An 18,438-nucleotide genomic window follows, 5' to 3' on the forward strand; every position below is an offset into this window, starting at 1 on the left:
TGTGAAATTAATTTCACGAACAAATTAGTGACAATTAGTGAAATTCGTGTTCGTTTTTTTATTGCAGATATACATAATGATTGTAATAGTCGATAATCGCTTTGCCCTGAAGCAAAACATCGGCTCCAATAATACCATGCACAGGTCTTGCTTTGTATTGTCGTAAAGCTTCGTTTACGTGCGAAAGATCAAAAATTACCAAAGCAAAATCCGAATCTTTCCAAGAACCAATTTGTAATATATTGTTAGACGCAGTTTGGGTAAGCATTCCTGTAGCTCCAGCTCCGGCAGCTTTAGTTTTTGAAGCTTCGGCACCCAATGCAAAACGTTCTATGCTCTCAAAACCTACACAAGTATTAGAAGCTCCAGTATCTAATATAAAATTCCCAGAAATACCATTGATTTTGGCTTTTATTAAAAGGTGTTGTGTTTTGGTAACTTTGAATTTTATTTTTTTGTATTTCTCTTTTTTGAGAACTTCGTGAAGGTTTTCCATTTTTGGTAGTGATTGAATATCAAAAATAAACCAATTACAGCCAATAAACTAATGATGTAAAGTATATAATTCGTTGATTTTTCTTCGGGAGAAATTGAACCATAATATACAAAAGAACTCCAGTAATAAGGAGATTTCTTGGCATTAGGAATAGATTTGTTATTTAAAAAATCAAGTTTGGCATTGGTATTGGCTTCAAAATACGGAATGTTATTTTTGATGTTTTTATAAAAGTCAGCCATGAAAACTGATGTGGTATAATCATTTACTTTCCATAACGAAAACAACAAGTTTTGTGCGCCCGCAAACTGAAAACCTCTTGCGATGCTCATGGCACCTTCGCCTTTATATAATTTTCCAATTCCTGTTTCGCAGGCACTTAAAACTACTAAATCAGGATTTAGGGTAAGATTATACAATTCGGAATACAAGATTTCCTGATCGTAGAATTTGATACTTGCAGGAGTTTCGACATCACCCGAAGAAGCGTGTGTACTTAAATGCAAAATAGAGTATTGGGAAGCATTGTTTTTAAAGTTGGCAAAAGTAGCATCAGCATTCTCAAGAAACTTCCCTTGAAAATTACTTTGTATTGATTGTAACTCTTTCTTGGAATAACTTAATTCATACACTGTTTTTTCGAAAACAGGGAAAACTCCTAAAACTGTTTTTGCTGAATTTGAAATAGGTTTTGCATTGATATAAAAATTAGCCGAAGTAGTATAGGCAATCTTAAAATCATTTAGCAAATAGTGCATTTTGGCAAAATTGGTTGTATTCGATTTCTGAGTAATCAAGGCTTCAAAAGGTAGGAAATTCAAGATTCCGTCGGGAACAATAATGAGGTTTTTATAGATTACATTTGAAGGTAATTTCAATAAATTATAAACTTTTTCCCCATAATAATTATATCCCGAAATGTCATTTGTAATGGCTTCAGCAGTGTTGAAATAATTGACAAATTTTACAATTTCAAGCATAGCTTTATGTGCGGTATAAATATGACTAAAACTGATTCTCTTGTTTTGTAAAGTGAAATAAAACAAATTTTCATTTCCTGTAAAATAATAAACCATTACAGTTTTGTCTTTCTCTAATTTTGAAAGCAACTCTTTTAAATCACAATTTTCAGGAATATAATGTGGGTTTTCAGATTGTATTTTTTTTAGCGAAAGCATCAGTTCATTTTGTTCTTTTATAAGCTGATTTATTTTTGAAATATTAGCTAAATCTCCTTTTTGCTGCTCTTTTATAATAGTGTTATTTGCATTTTGAAATTGTTGTATGATTTGTTTTTCTTTCGCAGAAGCGCTTTCAATATTCGAACGATAATTTTTTAAAATTCCAGACTTGGTTTTTTCAGCCAATTGAAAAGCTTCGTTTAAATACTGTATTTTGCTTTCTTCTTTATACAATCGATCATAAATCAAAAGACATTTTTCGGTACGATTTCGGGCTCTGATTTGGGTAATAATCTTCGAATTTTCATAAATCAGGCCATTCATTAATAAATCTTCGATATGAGAAGAAAGCCGGAATGCTTCAAGTGCTTCTTTAGGATGGTTTTGTTTAAGAAATAGTTCCGCCTGCAAATCTAAAACATCGATTAAAACTGTTTCGGCATACAATTGATTTTGTTTTGGAAGAGTATTTTTTGAATTGTAATTAGGAATTAAGATTTTGAAAATTGCCAAAATCTGTTTTGAATTTTCATCATATCTTCCTTCGTCAAAAAGCAATAAAGCTTTTTCATAATAGAGTTTTGCTACTTTTCGTGGCTGTTGATTTGGAGTTTTAAAAAACAGCTTTTCAGCCTTTTCTAAATAGGAATCCGCAACTCCAAATTGGTATCTTTGACGATTGAGCGTTGCCAGATTTCGATAAGAATTGGATAAAGTTTCTGATTGACCTTTCTCATTTTTGAGATAATTTTCAACCAATTTAAAAGCATTTTCGGCCTTATCATAAATTTCAGGTCGCATCAAATTCCCTACTGAACTCAATAAATAACTATTCCCTAGATTATTGTATAAAATTCCTTTTTGAGTATTAGATAATTTCTCGGTCTTTAAGGTACTTTCGAGTAAATCTATTGCCGATGCACTTTTGCCAGAACTGAGGTAAACATTGGATAAATTAAGAATTGCTGCAAACTTTTGTTTCTGTGCTTCGGGATAATTCTTGGATGTATTTACAATAAAAAAGTATTGTTTTATGATATTTTCGGCACTGTCATAATCGCCCAAAATGGTATATAAATTGCCTAAAGGTTTCAGACAATATTCGATAATGTCATAATCTTTCAGTTTGTTTTTCTCGTAAATCTGCCAAGCTTTTTCGTAACTAGTAATTGCTTTTTCTGATTGTCCGAACTGATTTTCATAATAGGCTTTGTTGCAGTTTAAAACCACGATTGCCAATAATTCGTCTTTGGATTTTGGATTTGGGTTTTTCCAGAATGAAGTTTCTGTACTTGTTAGATTTTGTAATGCTTTCGCAGAAGGATGCGCTATAAAAGAATCAATTGCAAGATATATTTTGTCTTCCTGACGCTGCCCGAAAACATTCAGACCTGTAAAGAAGAAAATTAAAATATATAAGAGAGTTAATTTCATATTAGTTAAGTATTGTAGGCTAGAATTAACCATGTAAGTTATTTAAGGTCATATAACTTTTGTGCATATATTGATTTAGCTTAAATGTACTTATATCACTTATATGGTAGAATAACCGTGCCATTCGTGGTAAACCTTTTTCGCGTATCTCTGCGAAAATTCTCTGTGTAACTTTGCGTAATAGCTAATAATTAAAACCTCCAAATTCCATAAAACTGGAAATAATTAAAATTCTGTTCAAAGTTTATCACATAACGCACACCTAAACTCGGACCAATTCGGGCAAAACCAGCCGTTAGGTCGAATAAAAGACCAGTTTTAAAATCGGCAAATGAGTTTTTAACTGTGTTTGATTCCGTTTTGGTGTCCAATAAGTATTGATCAGTTCCACCCTCAAAAGTTTCTATTTTTATAGTTTGAGTTTGCTCTTGCGAAACATTAATATTGGCTTGTAAACCCGCACCAATCCCAATGTAATTATTGATGTTATAACGAATAAGAACGGGAACTTCCCAGTTGACGTTTTTGTTTTCGATACTTGTTGTCATACGCTGAAATTGTTTTACTCCATTTGGACTTACCCCAGTTCCTTCTCTTGTTGTTAAACCGCTTTCGTATTTGTTTATTGCATTGAGCCATTCGGCTTGCCAGTAAAACCGATAGGATTTAAAAGGCGAAATGGTTGCACCTACAAAGTAACTCGTCGATTTATCTAAATCGGGATATAGATTATAACCTGCTTTTGCGCCAATAGATATTCCGGGCAAGAATCGGGTAGTGGCATAATTGGTAATAATGGGTTCGTTCTTATCGAATATTATGGCAGTTCGACTTCGGGTTTTTACTTTATGAAAGTCATCGCCAAACTTCATAGAATATTTAACAAAACCTTTGGTACTATCTTTTTCTTTTACATTTTTTTGTTCACTTCCGGGTAAATAAATATTCTTGAAAGTAAAGAAGATTTGATTTTTTTTGATAATTGTATCTAAACAGCTTGTGGTTGGGACTTCGTCTTTGGGACAAATCGGGCATTTTGGGTACATATCTTCTATCTGAAATGTTTTTTTGTCGAACATATCAGGAATATCAGTTTCGAGTCGGATCATTCTGGCTGGACCTTCGCCGTTATTTTGGAAACGGGTCTTAAAATTGACTCTCTTAAAACGCACTAATCTGTAATTCATAAAACTTCCGTTAGAGCCCATCTTGTTTGGATCGTGAGAAGTTACGATTTCCATTTCCAGATTTTTTATTTTATGGTTCTTATAGCTTCGGTTAGGAACGAAAATTCCGCGCATGGTTACGGTTGCGCTGGTATCCTTAATCATTTCGGGAGTAGTTTTGAAAGTGTAAAATACATTTCGGGTTTCACTCGGGTTGGCATCGTCAAATTCCAGAACCGAAACATTATGATAGGTTTTATTTGCTTCTAATAATGATGCATCGAGATCTTCTTCAGTGGTTGTATTTCGGTATTTTTTGGTTCTAATGCTGTTTTCGGTCGAAGCCAAATAGGTTTTGGTATCATCAAGATCATTGACGGAAGCTACGGTGTTTTCTTTTACTTCGCGTTCGTTTGCATAAGTTCTAAAATCGACCAGTTGGAAATTATTGTCTTTAAATTGTTTCTCGTTGTAAAAAAGATAGAGTTTTCCGCTGGAAACATAGTTTTCCAGATTTTGATAACTTACTACAACTACCATTTCCTGATCGGGTATTGGGTCACAATTTTTTAGGATTGCAAATCCGTTTTGGTCTGCTATCGAGGCAATGTCTTTGTAGTTAGTATCGGTAATATCATTTATGGCAACTTTTTTAGGTCGTGTTGCGGGTGGTTTTCCGTTATCGTAATTGTTGGTTACCGCAAGTTTTGTGGTATATGTTCCTTTGTTTTTGTAAACGTGTTTGGGTTCGGCAGCTTTAGAGTAATGTCCATCACCAAGTTCCCATAAATAAGAATAGCTAGGCTTTGGTGCTCCGGCAATAGGAATCAATGGTGGGGTTTCGGGTTTGAAACTTACCAGATTTCCGTTTTGAGTGTAACCAATAGTGGCTCTTCGGGTTATAGTATCTTTTACTTTGGTTTGTGAGAAAGAGTATATAGATAAAAGAAGAAAGAAGATAGAGGATAGTGGTTTCATAACTAGAGTTTTTTAGCCCTGATGGGAGCGGCATCCTTTTTCTTGTTTCTTTAACAAGAAAAAGATAGAGTCGGACAGCAGGATTAGCTTCTTGAAATTATCAGAATACGTTTTAAACTGGATTAAATGTAAAAAAAAGTGATGAGCAAATCATCACTTTTTCTTAAAAAGAATTTTGTAAGTTACTGAATAGCATTGATTGCCGCTATCAGTTGAGCTTCGGTGCCGACTGTTGTTTCGGCAATTGTAAAAGTGTAAACATCATTGGCAGCAACTGTAACTGCTTTGATAGCGTAACGCCATTGGCCATTATCTTCGGTAACAAATATTACGTGGCAAGCAAGTCCAATTGGGATTTGTCCGTAGTGTTCGCTGAATAATCCTGCTGGTGTATAAGTGTCTAGTTTTGCGAGTGCATTTGTTCCTTCGCCATCGTATGATAAGTAAACAGCGCTATTGTTGTTATCGTATCCTTGGGGAGCATCGACAAGAAGAGTTGTTTTAGGTCTTGGGTCGTAATAAAAACGGTCTACGTTTGTCCAGCCAAAGCTTCCGAAATGAACATAATAATTATCTCCTTCGGCTTGAACTCCATCTTTGCCTCCATTTCCTCCTGCATCTGGTTTAGGCTGTTCCCATGCTAATTCTCCGTTATCATCGATTACTCCTTTCCACAAAGTCATAGCATTATCTACACCATTGGTTAAGCTTGCAGGAACAATCATGTTCATACTACAAGTTGTTTTAAGCTCGACTCCGCCTTGTGTGGCTTTAATAAAGAATTCACCGCCTGAGATCAGTAAGTTTTTCTTTCCGTCGGGCATAATTCCCATTGTAGGTTTGTTTGAGATAAGCATGTTGCCTTTGTCAAAAAGTTCAACGTATTCGATATCGACTACTCCAGTTACAGGATTTCCGTTTTTGGTAAGGCAATCTCCATTAATGGACAGTTTAACTCCTTTGGCAGATGTTAGGGTTACAACACCTGTTCCTGCTGTGAGGGTAAAATTTTGTGTATTTTTTTTAACTCCTTTTGAGCTTATGCTTTTAAATGCTGCGGCAGATGGTGGGAAAACAAGATTACCGCTGTCGCTGTTGTCATCGCTATTGTCGCAACTTACGAAAGTGATTATTGCTAAGAATAAAAGTCCGATTGTTTTAAAATTTGTGTTCATGATTTCTAGTTTTAATGGTTGTTATAGTTATAGATGTTTTGGGTTAAAAATTTGTTACCCCTGTTTTGGGTTTATTTTTAAATTACTTTAAAACCAAGGGCAATATATGGTTGTGCGTAATTAGGAACCGGACCTCCGGCACCATGAAAATTGGAACTTAAGAAAACGACATTACCTTGAGTTATAGGATAGGGCACTGTTGTAAAAGGGTTTTTTCTTAAAATACGTCCTACTGTTTGATTAAGTACTGTGTAACCAGGCAGGATTGTTCTTTTTACGGTAATAATATCACCTGAACTTACTGGTACTGGAGTTATTGATTGATAATCTAATGTGGTTTGAGAAAAAGTATGAATGCCTGTATAGGTAACACTAGTGGTTGTGTTTGTAACTTCCATAGTATAACCACCTGTGTAAGTGGTTGGATTTTGATATCCTACGGTGCAAATTTCTCCATTGGCATTAATCTGAATTGTATATTCGTGTGTTTCCAGATCCATTGATGTAATGTCGTCATATCCGTTTGCGGTTGTAAAAGCTGTTGTAATAAGTGTAGAGACATAGGTTGAGTCGCAAACATTATTTGTTGGGTCATTGTCATTATCACAACTCAAGATTGTAAAAGCAGTGATACATAATATTAATGTTGGTATTGTTTTCATGATTTCTAATTTTTAAAGGTTTTTATAGTAATAGATGTTTTAGAGTGAATAATTGTTACCCTGGTTTTGGGTTTATTTATCAAGACATTTTTCTTCAAATAGATTTCCATCTTCGTCTAAGGCAACAAGAATATTTTTTTTCTTAGAAAGGGTGATGATTAGATAAATCCAAACAATCGACCATAAGCCCAGAGTGGTACAGGTAAAGAATAGATGTAGGGAATGGTTTATTTCTTTTTTTTGTTTGGATAAAACTACATAAGGTAATTTTTCATTATGCTCAACAATTACAAAACCATTTCGGATTTTGGTAGAAAGCATCTTATGAAATTGGTCTAAATTTTTCTCGTTTATAAATTGATAACTTTCCATTTCTCTTAATTTTTTAATTGTTTTAAAAGACTCTTGTTTTGGTATATCAACTTGATTATATAATTGTTACCTCTTTATTTGAGATTTGTTTTCAGATTTTTTTTACATTAGCTAATTAAAAAGTCATTTTATGAGCCAAACTAACATTCATCCTGATCAAATGTATATTGAAGGGCTTGCTGCAAATGATTCGGCGGTTATTCAGTCTATCTATAAAAAGTTTGTTCCTAAAGTGGTTTCATACATAATGAACAATTCTGGCGATAAGGATCAAGCGCAAGATGTGGTTCAGGAAATAATGATTTTGCTTTTTAATCAGGCTAAAGCCAATGCTTTACAATTGACTTGCCCATTTGATGCTTATTTTTTCTTGCTATGCAAAAGGAAGTGGCTTAATGAATTAAAAAAAACATCAAATAAAGGGGTAACAATTAACGAAGATGCAGCATCTATAAATGAATCTGCACACGAATTGGTTGATCAAACCGAAGAATTTGAAGAGAAACAGCAATTGTTTGACGTTATGTTCCAGAAATTAGGAGACAAATGTCAAGAATTACTAAAACTGAGTTTTACAATAAAATCGATGGAAGAAGTGGCCGAGAAACTAAATGTGACTTATGGCTATGTTCGCAAAAAGAAATCGCTTTGTATTGGTCAGTTAACAGTATGGATTCAGGAAAGTAAAAACTTTAAATCTCTAAAAAATAAGTAGTCATGAACGAAGAACGCTATATATTATTCGATCAATATCTTCAGGGAGAAATGACTGTTGAAGAAAAAAATAGTTTTGAAAAACAATTAGCCGAAAATCCAGAATTTGCTTCGGCTTTTGAAACTTTTAAAACAGTAAATCTTCAATTGGAGACTAAATTTGGATATGAAGAAGAAAGAGAAGAGTTCAAAGAAAATCTAACTCGTATTTCTAATACCCATTTTGATAAAAAGAAGAAGAAAAACAAAGCAGTATCTTTAAAACCTTGGTATTATGCAGTTGCAGCTTCTGTGGCGGTTTTAATTGGTTTGTTCTTTTTTAATTATGATTCGAATCCCGTTTTTGAGGATTTTAATCATCCCGATCAAGCTACTTTTACCGAAAGAGGAGATACAAATATTGCTCTAAAACAAGCCGAAGTAGCATTTAATGCCAGGAAATATAAAGATGCGATTCCGCTTTTTGAGGAAACTCTAAAAGAAAATAAAACACCTGAGATTCAATATTTTTATGGTGTTGCATTATTACAAGAAAATGAGTTTGAGAAAGCCGAAGCTGTTTTTAACGAATTAAAAACTGGAACATCTGTATATAAAGACAAAGCATTATGGAATCTTGCTTTGAGCAAATTAAAACAGAAAGATTATAAATCGTGTAAAGATATCCTAGAAACGATTTCTCAAGACTATGAAGGTTATGATGATGTACAAGATCTCTTGAACGAATTGGATTAGAGCGATATTTCGCTAAATACACAAAGAGGTTACACAAAGATTCGCAAAGATTTTCTGTAGAGACGCACCGCAGTGCGTCTACTCAATACAGGTTTATTCATAATGTAATTATATGTTAGGCGGAGCCGAAGTCCAACAAGCTTCATCATAAAAGGTACGCGGATTATACGGATTCGCTAAAGCGAAGACGCGGATAAAAACGGATTTTTCTATTTGCAATCTTGTCTTACGTTCAATCTGATAACTTTGCCTGTAAAGCAATGATAAACAAATTTAAAGCAACATTTCTTGTTGCTTTTTTTTATGATTGTAATCAAATTTAAATTTTAAGTTCTAAATTCGATTTTACAAATACCCTAACCTCAACCTATTTATAATTTTAAACTTATTTACTGAATGCAAAAAATTACCCTATTAATTCTCTTAGTAATTTCACAAATCATATATGCACAGACTAAACTTACCGAAACCGAAAAACTAGTCGGAACTTGTAAAGTTTGGGGATTTTTAAAGTATTACCACCCAAAAGTAGCCAATGGGGATTTTAACTGGGATAATCAACTTTTGGAAGTCTTACCAAAAATTCAACAGGCAGAAACTAAAAAAGAATTTTCATTGGTTTTGGAAAACTGGATTGATAATCTTGGTACCATAAAAGAAATTGCACCGATTACACCTCCAAAAGATGTTGAATATTTTGATAAGAATTTTGATTTGAGCTGGTTTAATAACAAACTGTTTTCTAAAAAGCTTTCGAAGAAATTGAAGTTTATTGAGGATAATAGATTTCAGACCAATGAGGAAATAGGACCAGGATATAATCCTTTTAAAAACGGAAATTATTTTGATCTTAAGTACGATAATAAAAATTCAAAAATTTTATGGATGTGTATGTATTGGAATTTAGTAGAGTATTTTTTTCCTTACAAGTATTTAATGGATCAGAAATGGGATGTGACTTTAGAAAAAACAATTCCGCTTGTTCTTGAATCTAAAAATGAAGATGATTTTTATACAGTAATAAGAAAAATGGCAGTTAAGCTTGATGATAGCCATGTTGAATTTGCAATTTATAAACAGGGTAGGTTTGAAGATGACAAAAGATATTTTCCTGCTAGCTGCAAAATAATTGGTGACAAAATGGTTGTTATGGAAATTTTAGGTGATAGTCTGGCTCAAGCAGATGGCATAAAAATAGGAAGTGTAATTACGAAAGTAAATGATAAAACAATTAAGGAACTTATCACAGAATATAGAGATTTATATTCAGCTTCAAATGAACCAGTACTTTTGGATAAGGTAGTTAGAAAAATTTTATCAGGCTATTCAGATAATGTGAATGTTGAATTTTTTGAAGAAGGAAAATACATAACTAAATCTATGACATGGTTTAATTATCATGATTCTCATAGAAATGAGTTTATGAAGGGAGCAACGAAAAAGAAGGATAAGTTTAAGCTCTTGGATAATAATATTGGTTATGTGAATATGGGAGTTATAAAAGTTAAACATGTTCCGGATATGATAGAAGCATTAAAATCTACCAAAGCTATTATTTTTGATATGAGAAATTATCCAAACGGAACCTATGAAGAAATCGCTAATTTCTTAAATGCTCACGAAGAAAATTTTGCAATTTATACCTATCCTGATTTTAGTTATCCGGGAAGGTTTAAATGGACAGAAGGAACAAATTGTGGGACTGAAAACAAAGATAATTATAAGGGGAAAGTTATTGTATTGCTTAACGAAGATTCTATGAGTCAGGCTGAATGGACAGCGATGTGTTTTCAAACAGCTGGCAACACAACAATTATAGGAAGTCAAACCGCTGGTGCTGATGGAAATGTAACAGAACTTGATTTTAAAGAATTTCATACAAGATATTCTGGAGTTGGAGTTTATTATCCTGATAAACGCGAAACACAAAGAATCGGAATCGTTCCCGATATCGAAGTTAAACCTACGATTGAAGGGATTCAGAAAGGGAAAGATGAGGTTTTAGATAGAGCTTTAGTATTTATAGAAACTGGGAAATAGTATTTAGAGAATAAAAAATCCGTTTTGTCTGTGTCTTCGCTTTAGCGAATCTGTTTCATCCGCGTTCTATTCACCGTAATACTTGAGATTGTAATTGTAGTGGTTATTCGTATTGCAAGACTTCGACTCCGCTCAGTCTGACAAGATTGCGAATAGAAAAATCTGTTTTTGTCCGCGTTTTCGCTTTTGCGAATCCGTTTCATCTGTGTTCCATTCACCACAATACTTGAGGATTGTAATTCCAGTGTTTATTCTTGCTGCGGGACTTCGACTCCGCTCAGTCTGACAAGATTGCTAATAGAAAAATCCGTTTTTGTCTGTGTCTTCGCTTTAGCGAATCTGTTTCATCCGCGTTCTATTCACCGTAATACTTGAGATTGTAATTGTAGTGGTTATTCGTATTGCAAGACTTCGACTCCGCTCAGTCTGACAAGATTACGAATAGAAAAATCCGTTTTTGTCTGTGTCTTCGCTTTAGCGAATCTGTTTTATCCGCGTTCCATTCATCGTAAAATTCGCTTATTGTAATCAAATTGGGAAAGTTTTTAATATTGTCGTAATTTTGGGCTTTTAAAATTATAGAATTGAACCCAACAACAATTATTACCGATACACATACACATTTATATTCAGAAGAATTTGACCAAGATCGAGGTGAGATGATTCAGAGAGCTATTGATGCAGGTGTTTCTCGTTTTTTTATTCCTGCTATCGACGCAGACTGCACACAATCAATGTATGATTTAGAGCAAAAATACCCAGATAATGTATTCTTAATGATGGGTTTGCATCCCACTTACGTGAAAGATAATTATCTCGATGAGCTAAAACATGTAGAAACAGAATTAGAAAAACGAAAATTCTACGCAGTCGGAGAAATCGGAATTGATTTATACTGGGATAAAACCCATTTAAAAGAACAGCAAATTGCTTTTAGAACTCAGATTCAATGGGCAAAACAATATAAATTGCCAATCGTAATTCATTGTCGTGATGCTTTTGATGAAATTTTTGAAATCCTGGAAGAAGAAAAATCAGATGATTTATTCGGTATTTTTCATTGCTTTACTGGCACTCATGAGCAAGCATTACAGGCGATTTCTTATAATATGAAACTTGGAATCGGCGGTGTGGTGACTTTTAAGAACGGAAAAATTGATCAATTCTTAAATCAAATCGATTTAAAACATATTGTTCTCGAAACCGATTCGCCATATTTAGCACCAATTCCTTTTCGCGGAAAGCGAAACGAAAGTAGTTATTTACTGAACGTTGTATCAAAATTAGCCGATATATATGATGTTTCTGAAGAAGAAATAGCAGCGGTAACTACCCAAAATTCAAAAGACGTTTTTGGGATTTAACTTAGAACGTATGATACTTTAATTTTTTTTTTGTTCATTTGTCCACTTAAAAATAGATATTTATAATGCAGAAATTTGATGCGATTCGACCGTTTTATGATTCAGAAGTAAATGAAGCCCTTCATGGTGTAGCAAATCATCCTATGATGAAAGCCATGATGAACTTTTCATTTCCAGAGTTAGACGACGAAGTTTGGAAGGAACAATTGAAGAGAACTCACTCTATCCGTGATTTTCAATGCAATTTTATTTATCAGACAATTCAAAAAGTTCTCGAAAGAAGTTCAGAAGGATTAACAACTTCGGGATTTGAGAAACTAGAAAAAAACACTTCTTATTTATTTGTTTCTAATCATAGAGACATTCTTTTAGATACAACATTATTAAATGTTTGCTTGTTTGAGCATGGTTTGGTAATGACCGCTTCGGCAATTGGAGATAATTTGGTTAAAAAAGCATTCTTGAATATTTTGGCTAAATTAAATCGTAATTTCTTGGTTTTGCGTGGACTTTCGCCTCGTGAAATGTTACAAAGTTCTAAATTGTTAGCAGAGTATATTGGACATTTATTGTTTCGTGAGAACCGTTCGGTTTGGATTGCACAACGTGAAGGAAGAACCAAAGACGGAAATGACGCTACAAATCCTGGTGTTTTAAAAATGTTAGGAATGGGATCTGATGAAGCGAACTTAATGGATTATTTCAAGAAAATGAAAATAGTTCCAGTTTCGATTTCATACGAATATGATCCAACCGATGCTTTAAAAATGCCACAATTAATGGCAGAAGCGAATAACGAGATTTATATTAAAGAAAAAAATGAAGATTTCATGACTATTTTAAGTGGTATCATGGGAACTAAAAAAAGAATACACATTTCGGTAGGAGATGTTCTGGATAAAGAAATTGACCAGATTGCTGCTGAAAATGACAATTCGAATAAACAAATCCAAGCATTGGCACAGGCTATAGACGATTCTGTATTGAAGAATTATAAATTATGGCCAACCAATTTTATTGCCTACGACATTTTAAACAAAACCGATAAGTTTGCTCATTTGTATAAAGAAAATGAGAAATTACTTTTTGAGCGTCGTTTAGAAATGCGTATTGGTAGTGATAATCCAGTTACAAGACAAGGATTTTTATCTATGTATGCTAATCCTGTAGTTAATAAATTAAAATACCAAGATGTCATCTAAAGCCAAAATACTTTTAATCTATACCGGAGGAACTATCGGTATGAGTAAAGATTTTGAGACTGGAGCGCTCAAAGCCTTCAACTTTAGTAAATTATTACAAAAAATTCCTGAGTTGAAACAATTGGATTGCGAAATCGAAACGGTTTCATTTGATACTCCAATTGATTCATCGAATATGAATCCTGAAGAATGGACAAAAATCGCTGTGATTGTCGAAGATAATTACAATTCTTTTGATGGTTTTGTAGTTCTTCATGGATCAGATACCATGTCATATTCGGCATCGGCATTGAGTTTTATGCTGGAGAATTTATCTAAGCCTGTGATTTTTACCGGGTCGCAATTGCCAATTGGGGATTTGCGAACTGATGCCAAAGAAAATCTTATAACAGCGATTCAGATAGCTTCACTTCAGCAAGACGGAAAACCTGTTATCAATGAAGTTTGTTTGTATTTTGAATACAAATTATACCGTGGTAACAGAACTTCTAAAGTAAATGCAGAACATTTCAAAGCTTTTACAGCTCCAAATTATCCTGAATTGGTAGAATCTGGAGTACATTTAAAATTAAATTCACATTTGTTTTTGCCTATAAAAACGTCTTCGAAATTAATCGTTCACAAAAAATTAGACAATCACGTTGCTATAATAAAAATGTTTCCGGGAATGAGCGAACCAGTTTTGGCGGCAATATTGGCAATTCCAGACCTAAAAGGAATTGTTCTGGAAACGTACGGTTCTGGAAATGCGCCAACTGAAGATTGGTTTCTTAATGCTATTAAAAAAGCTATTCAGTCAGGTTTACACATCATAAACGTAACACAATGTTCAGGCGGAAGTGTGAATATGGGACAATATGAGACAAGTACTGTTCTTAAAGAACTTGGCGTAATCTCCGGAAAAGACATCACAACCGAAGCTGCAATTACAAAACTGATGTATTTATTGGGTCACGGAATAGAAGCCGAAAATTTCAAAACTGTTTTTGAAACTGCTTTACGCGGAGAGATTTCGTTGTAAAATTTTACCCAGTTTTTTGTCATTTCTGTAAATGAACAAGATCATGGATAGACAATTGGAATTTGGAATTTTTTATATTGGTTTTTTTTTAATTTTTATAACGAACAGAGCAAGTTTCTAAATCTTCTTCGCTACTACGGTTTTTATAATACACGTACACTATTACCGAAAGAATGCATATTACACCTTGAATGGCGACTGTATTTCTAGTTCCTATAAAATGTGATAGATACCCAATTATCAAACTTCCCACAGGAATCATTCCTTGGTATGCCATAAGATAATAACTAATACTTCTTGATCGCATATGCGTAGTACTTTGAGTTTGGATGTATATGTTTATCGATGAGGTTTGTGCCATCATTCCCACACCGCTTAAAGCCATGCAAATAAGCGCTACAGTTAAGTTACTTGAATAAGCTAAAATAATAATGCTAAAGCCTAATAATAAACTGGCTGCAATCATTATTTTATTCATGTTTTGGGATGTTTTTAAATTAGCCAGATAAATAGCTGATAAGATAGAACCAATTCCGGCAGCACTTTCAAACCAACTAAAGGTTTGCGCGTTTCCGCTAAAAATATCCTTGGCAAAAACAGGCATAAGCGTATTGAAAGAAATTACAAATAAACTACTGCACATTAACATTAAGAGCATTTTTGCCATTTCGCTTTCTTTTTTAACGTAATCCCAACCTTCTATAAAGTCTTCCAGCATTTTAAGTTTGTCGGTGGCTTTAATGTGAGGTGTGATTTTCATCATTAATAAAGAAATTAATACTGGAATATAACTTAGGAAGTTTCCAATAAAACAGATGTCTTCGCCATAATTGTGCAAAATAATTCCAGCCAAAGCAGGGCCAGCAATTCGGGCAAAATTGTTTAGAGTAGAGTTTAGCGCCACAGCATTTGGTAAATCTTCTTTATTGTCGACAATCTCAACCATCATAGTTTGTCTACAAGTCATATCAAATGCGTTTATGATTCCTTGTAATAAACTCAGCCCTAAGATATAGTTGATGTTGTATATTTTTAAATAAATAAGTAAAGCCAATGCTCCGGCCTGTAGCATTGCCAAAGATTGTAATACAATCATACTACGATGTCTGTCGTAACGTCCAATAATACTTCCGGCAAGCGGAGCAAGGAATAAAGACGGAATCATGCTTAAAAACGTCGTTAATCCTAAAAGGAAAACCGAACCTGTAACACTATAAACCATCCAGCTTACGGCAGTTTTTTGTAGCCATGTACCAATTACGGAGACCGATTGTCCGTAAAAGAATAATTTGAAGTTCTTTGATTTTAACGCTTTAAACATGATTGTGAAACTTTTTTACAAAGTTCGGAATTATGTTTTCATTAGAAAAATTAATAATTTTACTGATAATAATTACTTTTTCTAATCGATATGGAAATCTTTCAACTTGAATATTTTATTAAAACTGCCAAAACACTTCACTTTACAAAAGCTGCCGAATTGTGTTTTGTAACGCAATCTGGATTATCGCAACAAATAAAAAAACTAGAAGAAGAACTCGGAATGCCTTTGTTTGTTAGGATTGGAAAAAAAGTACAGCTTACAGAAGCAGGTTCCGTATTTCTGATTCATGCTAAACAAGTTATAGAAAACGTTGAGAGCGGAAAGCAGGCTATTGACGATTTGAACCAAATGATTGGCGGAGAACTCCGAATTGGGGTTACGTATATTTTTGGGCTTTTGGTTTTACCAATTGTCGATTTGTTTGCAAAAACATATCCGCATTTAAAAATTGTTGTCGAATACGGTACAACAGAGCCTTTAGAACAAAAACTTTTGAATAATGAATTAGATTTGGTTTTGGTTATTTCTTCTAACGAAATAAAGCTTCCTTTTCAAAAATTCCCATTGTTTACATCAAAGTTGGTGTTGGCAGTTTCAAAAACGCATTCATTAGCCGTTTTAGACAAAATTCCCTTTAAGGATATAGAAGATCTTCCGCTTATTTTACCCGTAAAAGGATTTAATTCTAGAGAATTTCTTGATGAATTGTTTTTGAAAAATAATATGAAACCTAAAGTTTCTATTGAGTTAAATGCAGTTCAGGCATTATTACGATTGGTGGGCGATGGCTATTGGGCAACAATTGTAACCGAGAAAGCCCTAAAAGGCTGGGACAATATAAAAGCAATTAAAATTACGGGAGTCGTGACTAAACGAGATTCGTTTATGTTAACGATAGAAGGGGCGTACCAAAAAAAGGCAGTAAAATTATTTATAGAAGAATTTAAAAAAAGTATGTAAGGATTACTCGATTTTATTTTATTAACTCGTTTTTTTTCGTGTTATTTGCAAACCTAATTTAGAGAGGTGTCCGAGTGGTTGAAGGAGCTAGCCTGGAAAGCTAGTATATGGGTAACTGTATCGTGGGTTCGAATCCCATCCTCTCTGCAATAAGCCTTGATATTCATCGGTTTAAGGTATTCACACCCAGTTTTACACCCAGAAATGTAAGATTGGGTTTTTTATTTATACTAATGTGGGAGTTAATTTGGGATAATAATGTTTTTTCTGTTGAAATTGATCAAGATAATCCAAATTCTAAAAAAGTAAAAAAACTTTCAAAATCTAAATAGTCTACCGCTAACAGCTACAACGGATTTGGCCAATTGGCTTAGTGGAAAGTTGATTTTATATTTGGGGTGATTTGGTAAATCCGAAAATAGGGCTTAATTTAGTCGAAAACCCGCTGTAGTAGTGGGATTTTAGGCTACATTGTGGCCAGTATCAAATTTGACGCTTGCCACAAGATAAAGATATTTTTTGTATCTTGTAGGGTTGTATAAAACTGAATTTTAGATAAATGAAAATAGAGGATGTTGCTGTAGTAGATTTATTCTGTGGAATTGGAGGACTCACTCACGGATTTATTCTTGAGGGATTTAATGTTGTAGCAGGTATTGATATAGACGAATCTTGCAAATATGCTTTTGAGAAAAATAATAAATCTAAATTTATTTCCAAAAGTGTTACTGAAATTTCGGCATCTGAATTAGATACATTATTTGGAAAATCTAAAATTAAAGTGTTAGTAGGTTGCGCTCCATGTCAGCCATTTTCTTCATATACTTTTAAAGATCCGGAAAAAAAGGATAATGAAAAATGGAAATTATTATATGAATTTCAAAGATTAATATTAGAGACTAAACCTGATATTATTTCTATGGAAAATGTATCTCAATTAATTAATTTTAAGAAAGCTCCAGTTTTTGATGATTTCATAAAAACGTTAAAAAAAGAAGGTTATTTTACACATTTTGAAATAGTTTATTGCCCCGAATACGGTATGCCTCAAAATAGAAAAAGGCTTGTACTATTAGCTTCTAAATTAGGCGAAATTGATTTAATTCCAAAAACGCATAAAAAAGGAAACTTTGTTACCGTAAAAGACGCTATTGGTAAGTTGCCAGCTATTGAAGATGGAGAGTTTCATCCGAAAGATAGACTTCATTTTGCAAGAAAGTTATCTCCCCAAAACAAAGTTAGAATAAAAAACACTCCTTATGGTGGCGGTTGGAAAGATTGGGCAGAAGATTTAATATTAGAATGTCACAAAAAAGATTCGGGAAAGTCTTATTCTAGTGTATATGGTAGAATGAAGTGGGAAGAACCATCTCCCACTATGACCACACATTGTATTGGATTAGGGAATGGAAGATTTGGACATCCAGAACAAGATAGAGGAATTTCATTAAGAGAAGCGTCAATACTTCAATCTTTTCCGAAAAAATATCATTTTTTTAAAAATGGTGAAAATTTTTCATCAGTAATGATTGCAAGACAGATAGGGAACGCAGTACCAGTAAGATTAGGAGAAGTAATAGCGAAAAGCATAAAAAAACATTTATCAATTTAATT

15 protein-coding genes and 1 tRNA gene are annotated in these 18,438 nt (G+C 33.5%); 9 read left to right on the top strand and 7 right to left on the bottom strand.

The features are described from left to right. Positions 1-58 precede the first annotated feature (58 nt). The 6 genes from SHI72_RS12935 to SHI72_RS12960 all read right to left on the bottom strand — a co-directional run bounded on the left by SHI72_RS12935 (position 59) and on the right by SHI72_RS12960 (position 7,464). Complete coding sequence (locus tag SHI72_RS12935; protein WP_039113700.1) at positions 59-496, bottom strand: retropepsin-like aspartic protease; 438 nt, start codon at positions 494-496, stop codon at positions 59-61. Next, complete coding sequence (locus tag SHI72_RS12940) at positions 448-3,111, bottom strand: CHAT domain-containing protein (RefSeq protein WP_323490189.1); 2,664 nt, start codon at positions 3,109-3,111, stop codon at positions 448-450. The genes SHI72_RS12935 and SHI72_RS12940 overlap by 49 nt, the downstream gene beginning before the upstream one ends. 191 nt (positions 3,112-3,302) lie before the next feature. Beyond that, complete coding sequence (locus tag SHI72_RS12945) at positions 3,303-5,255, bottom strand: PKD domain-containing protein (RefSeq protein ID WP_323490190.1); 1,953 nt, start codon at positions 5,253-5,255, stop codon at positions 3,303-3,305. A gap of 182 nt (positions 5,256-5,437) precedes the next feature. After that, entirely contained in the window at positions 5,438-6,430 is a 993-nt protein-coding gene (locus SHI72_RS12950; protein WP_323490191.1) for a hypothetical protein, read from the bottom strand. A gap of 77 nt (positions 6,431-6,507) precedes the next feature. After that, positions 6,508-7,092 (bottom strand): hypothetical protein, encoded by a 585-nt coding sequence (locus SHI72_RS12955; RefSeq protein WP_323490192.1) that lies wholly within the window; start codon positions 7,090-7,092, stop codon positions 6,508-6,510. Between the two features lie 72 nt (positions 7,093-7,164). After that, positions 7,165-7,464, bottom strand: a complete 300-nt coding sequence (locus SHI72_RS12960; RefSeq protein WP_323490193.1) for a hypothetical protein — start codon at positions 7,462-7,464, stop codon at positions 7,165-7,167. A gap of 130 nt (positions 7,465-7,594) precedes the next feature. Between SHI72_RS12960 and SHI72_RS12965 the strand changes: the two genes are divergently transcribed. The 6 genes from SHI72_RS12965 (at position 7,595) to SHI72_RS12990 (ending at position 14,540) form a co-directional block, all read left to right on the top strand. After that, the gene (locus SHI72_RS12965; RefSeq protein ID WP_039117019.1) at positions 7,595-8,179 is read left to right on the top strand and encodes an RNA polymerase sigma factor; all 585 of its coding nucleotides are present in this window, start codon (positions 7,595-7,597) and stop codon (positions 8,177-8,179) included. Positions 8,180-8,181: 2 nt separating this feature from the next. Next, positions 8,182-8,913, top strand: coding sequence for a tetratricopeptide repeat protein (locus SHI72_RS12970; protein WP_323490194.1), 732 nt, complete (start codon positions 8,182-8,184; stop codon positions 8,911-8,913). Positions 8,914-9,309: 396 nt separating this feature from the next. Next, positions 9,310-10,953: a S41 family peptidase gene (locus tag SHI72_RS12975; RefSeq protein ID WP_323490195.1), complete on the top strand. Its 1,644-nt coding sequence runs from the start codon at positions 9,310-9,312 to the stop codon at positions 10,951-10,953. A gap of 584 nt (positions 10,954-11,537) precedes the next feature. Continuing rightward, entirely contained in the window at positions 11,538-12,317 is a 780-nt protein-coding gene (locus tag SHI72_RS12980; protein WP_323490196.1) for a TatD family hydrolase, read from the top strand. A 65-nt stretch (positions 12,318-12,382) separates the two neighbouring features. Then, positions 12,383-13,519 (top strand): 1-acyl-sn-glycerol-3-phosphate acyltransferase, encoded by a 1,137-nt coding sequence (locus SHI72_RS12985; protein ID WP_039113716.1) that lies wholly within the window; start codon positions 12,383-12,385, stop codon positions 13,517-13,519. Further along, positions 13,509-14,540, top strand: coding sequence for an asparaginase (locus SHI72_RS12990; RefSeq protein WP_323490197.1), 1,032 nt, complete (start codon positions 13,509-13,511; stop codon positions 14,538-14,540). Before SHI72_RS12985 ends, SHI72_RS12990 begins: the two co-directional genes overlap by 11 nt. Positions 14,541-14,628: 88 nt before the next feature. Here SHI72_RS12990 and SHI72_RS12995 read toward each other — a convergent pair whose 3' ends face one another. After that, the gene (locus SHI72_RS12995) at positions 14,629-15,861 is read right to left on the bottom strand and encodes an MFS transporter (protein WP_039113719.1); all 1,233 of its coding nucleotides are present in this window, start codon (positions 15,859-15,861) and stop codon (positions 14,629-14,631) included. 90 nt (positions 15,862-15,951) lie between these two features. Here SHI72_RS12995 and SHI72_RS13000 point away from each other — a divergent pair, with 90 nt between their 5' ends. From SHI72_RS13000 to SHI72_RS13010, 3 genes are all read left to right on the top strand, one after another. Next, on the top strand, positions 15,952-16,824 hold the full coding sequence (locus tag SHI72_RS13000; protein ID WP_039113720.1) for a LysR substrate-binding domain-containing protein: 873 nt from the start codon (positions 15,952-15,954) through the stop codon (positions 16,822-16,824). A gap of 60 nt (positions 16,825-16,884) precedes the next feature. Continuing rightward, a tRNA-Ser gene (locus SHI72_RS13005) sits at positions 16,885-16,971 on the top strand. Between the two features lie 412 nt (positions 16,972-17,383). After that, complete coding sequence (locus tag SHI72_RS13010; protein WP_323490198.1) at positions 17,384-18,436, top strand: DNA (cytosine-5-)-methyltransferase; 1,053 nt, start codon at positions 17,384-17,386, stop codon at positions 18,434-18,436. Positions 18,437-18,438 lie beyond the last annotated feature (2 nt).

It is taken from the genome of Flavobacterium sp. PL02, assembly GCF_035013205.1.
Taxonomy (GTDB): Bacteria; Bacteroidota; Bacteroidia; order Flavobacteriales; family Flavobacteriaceae; genus Flavobacterium.

Bases quoted from the DNA above. Each gene is read 5' to 3' on its own strand.
- SHI72_RS12935 (WP_039113700.1), bottom strand. From the start codon at position 496: ATGGAAAACCTTCACGAAGTTCTCAAAAAAGAGAAATACAAAAAAATA.
- SHI72_RS12940 (WP_323490189.1), bottom strand. From the start codon at position 3,111: ATGAAATTAACTCTCTTATATATTTTAATTTTCTTCTTTACAGGTCTG.
- SHI72_RS12945 (WP_323490190.1), bottom strand. From the start codon at position 5,255: ATGAAACCACTATCCTCTATCTTCTTTCTTCTTTTATCTATATACTCT.
- SHI72_RS12950 (WP_323490191.1), bottom strand. From the start codon at position 6,430: ATGAACACAAATTTTAAAACAATCGGACTTTTATTCTTAGCAATAATC.
- SHI72_RS12955 (WP_323490192.1), bottom strand. From the start codon at position 7,092: ATGAAAACAATACCAACATTAATATTATGTATCACTGCTTTTACAATC.
- SHI72_RS12960 (WP_323490193.1), bottom strand. From the start codon at position 7,464: ATGGAAAGTTATCAATTTATAAACGAGAAAAATTTAGACCAATTTCAT.
- SHI72_RS12965 (WP_039117019.1), top strand. From the start codon at position 7,595: ATGAGCCAAACTAACATTCATCCTGATCAAATGTATATTGAAGGGCTT.
- SHI72_RS12970 (WP_323490194.1), top strand. From the start codon at position 8,182: ATGAACGAAGAACGCTATATATTATTCGATCAATATCTTCAGGGAGAA.
- SHI72_RS12975 (WP_323490195.1), top strand. From the start codon at position 9,310: ATGCAAAAAATTACCCTATTAATTCTCTTAGTAATTTCACAAATCATA.
- SHI72_RS12985 (WP_039113716.1), top strand. From the start codon at position 12,383: ATGCAGAAATTTGATGCGATTCGACCGTTTTATGATTCAGAAGTAAAT.
- SHI72_RS12990 (WP_323490197.1), top strand. From the start codon at position 13,509: ATGTCATCTAAAGCCAAAATACTTTTAATCTATACCGGAGGAACTATC.
- SHI72_RS12995 (WP_039113719.1), bottom strand. From the start codon at position 15,861: ATGTTTAAAGCGTTAAAATCAAAGAACTTCAAATTATTCTTTTACGGA.
- SHI72_RS13000 (WP_039113720.1), top strand. From the start codon at position 15,952: ATGGAAATCTTTCAACTTGAATATTTTATTAAAACTGCCAAAACACTT.
- SHI72_RS13010 (WP_323490198.1), top strand. From the start codon at position 17,384: ATGAAAATAGAGGATGTTGCTGTAGTAGATTTATTCTGTGGAATTGGA.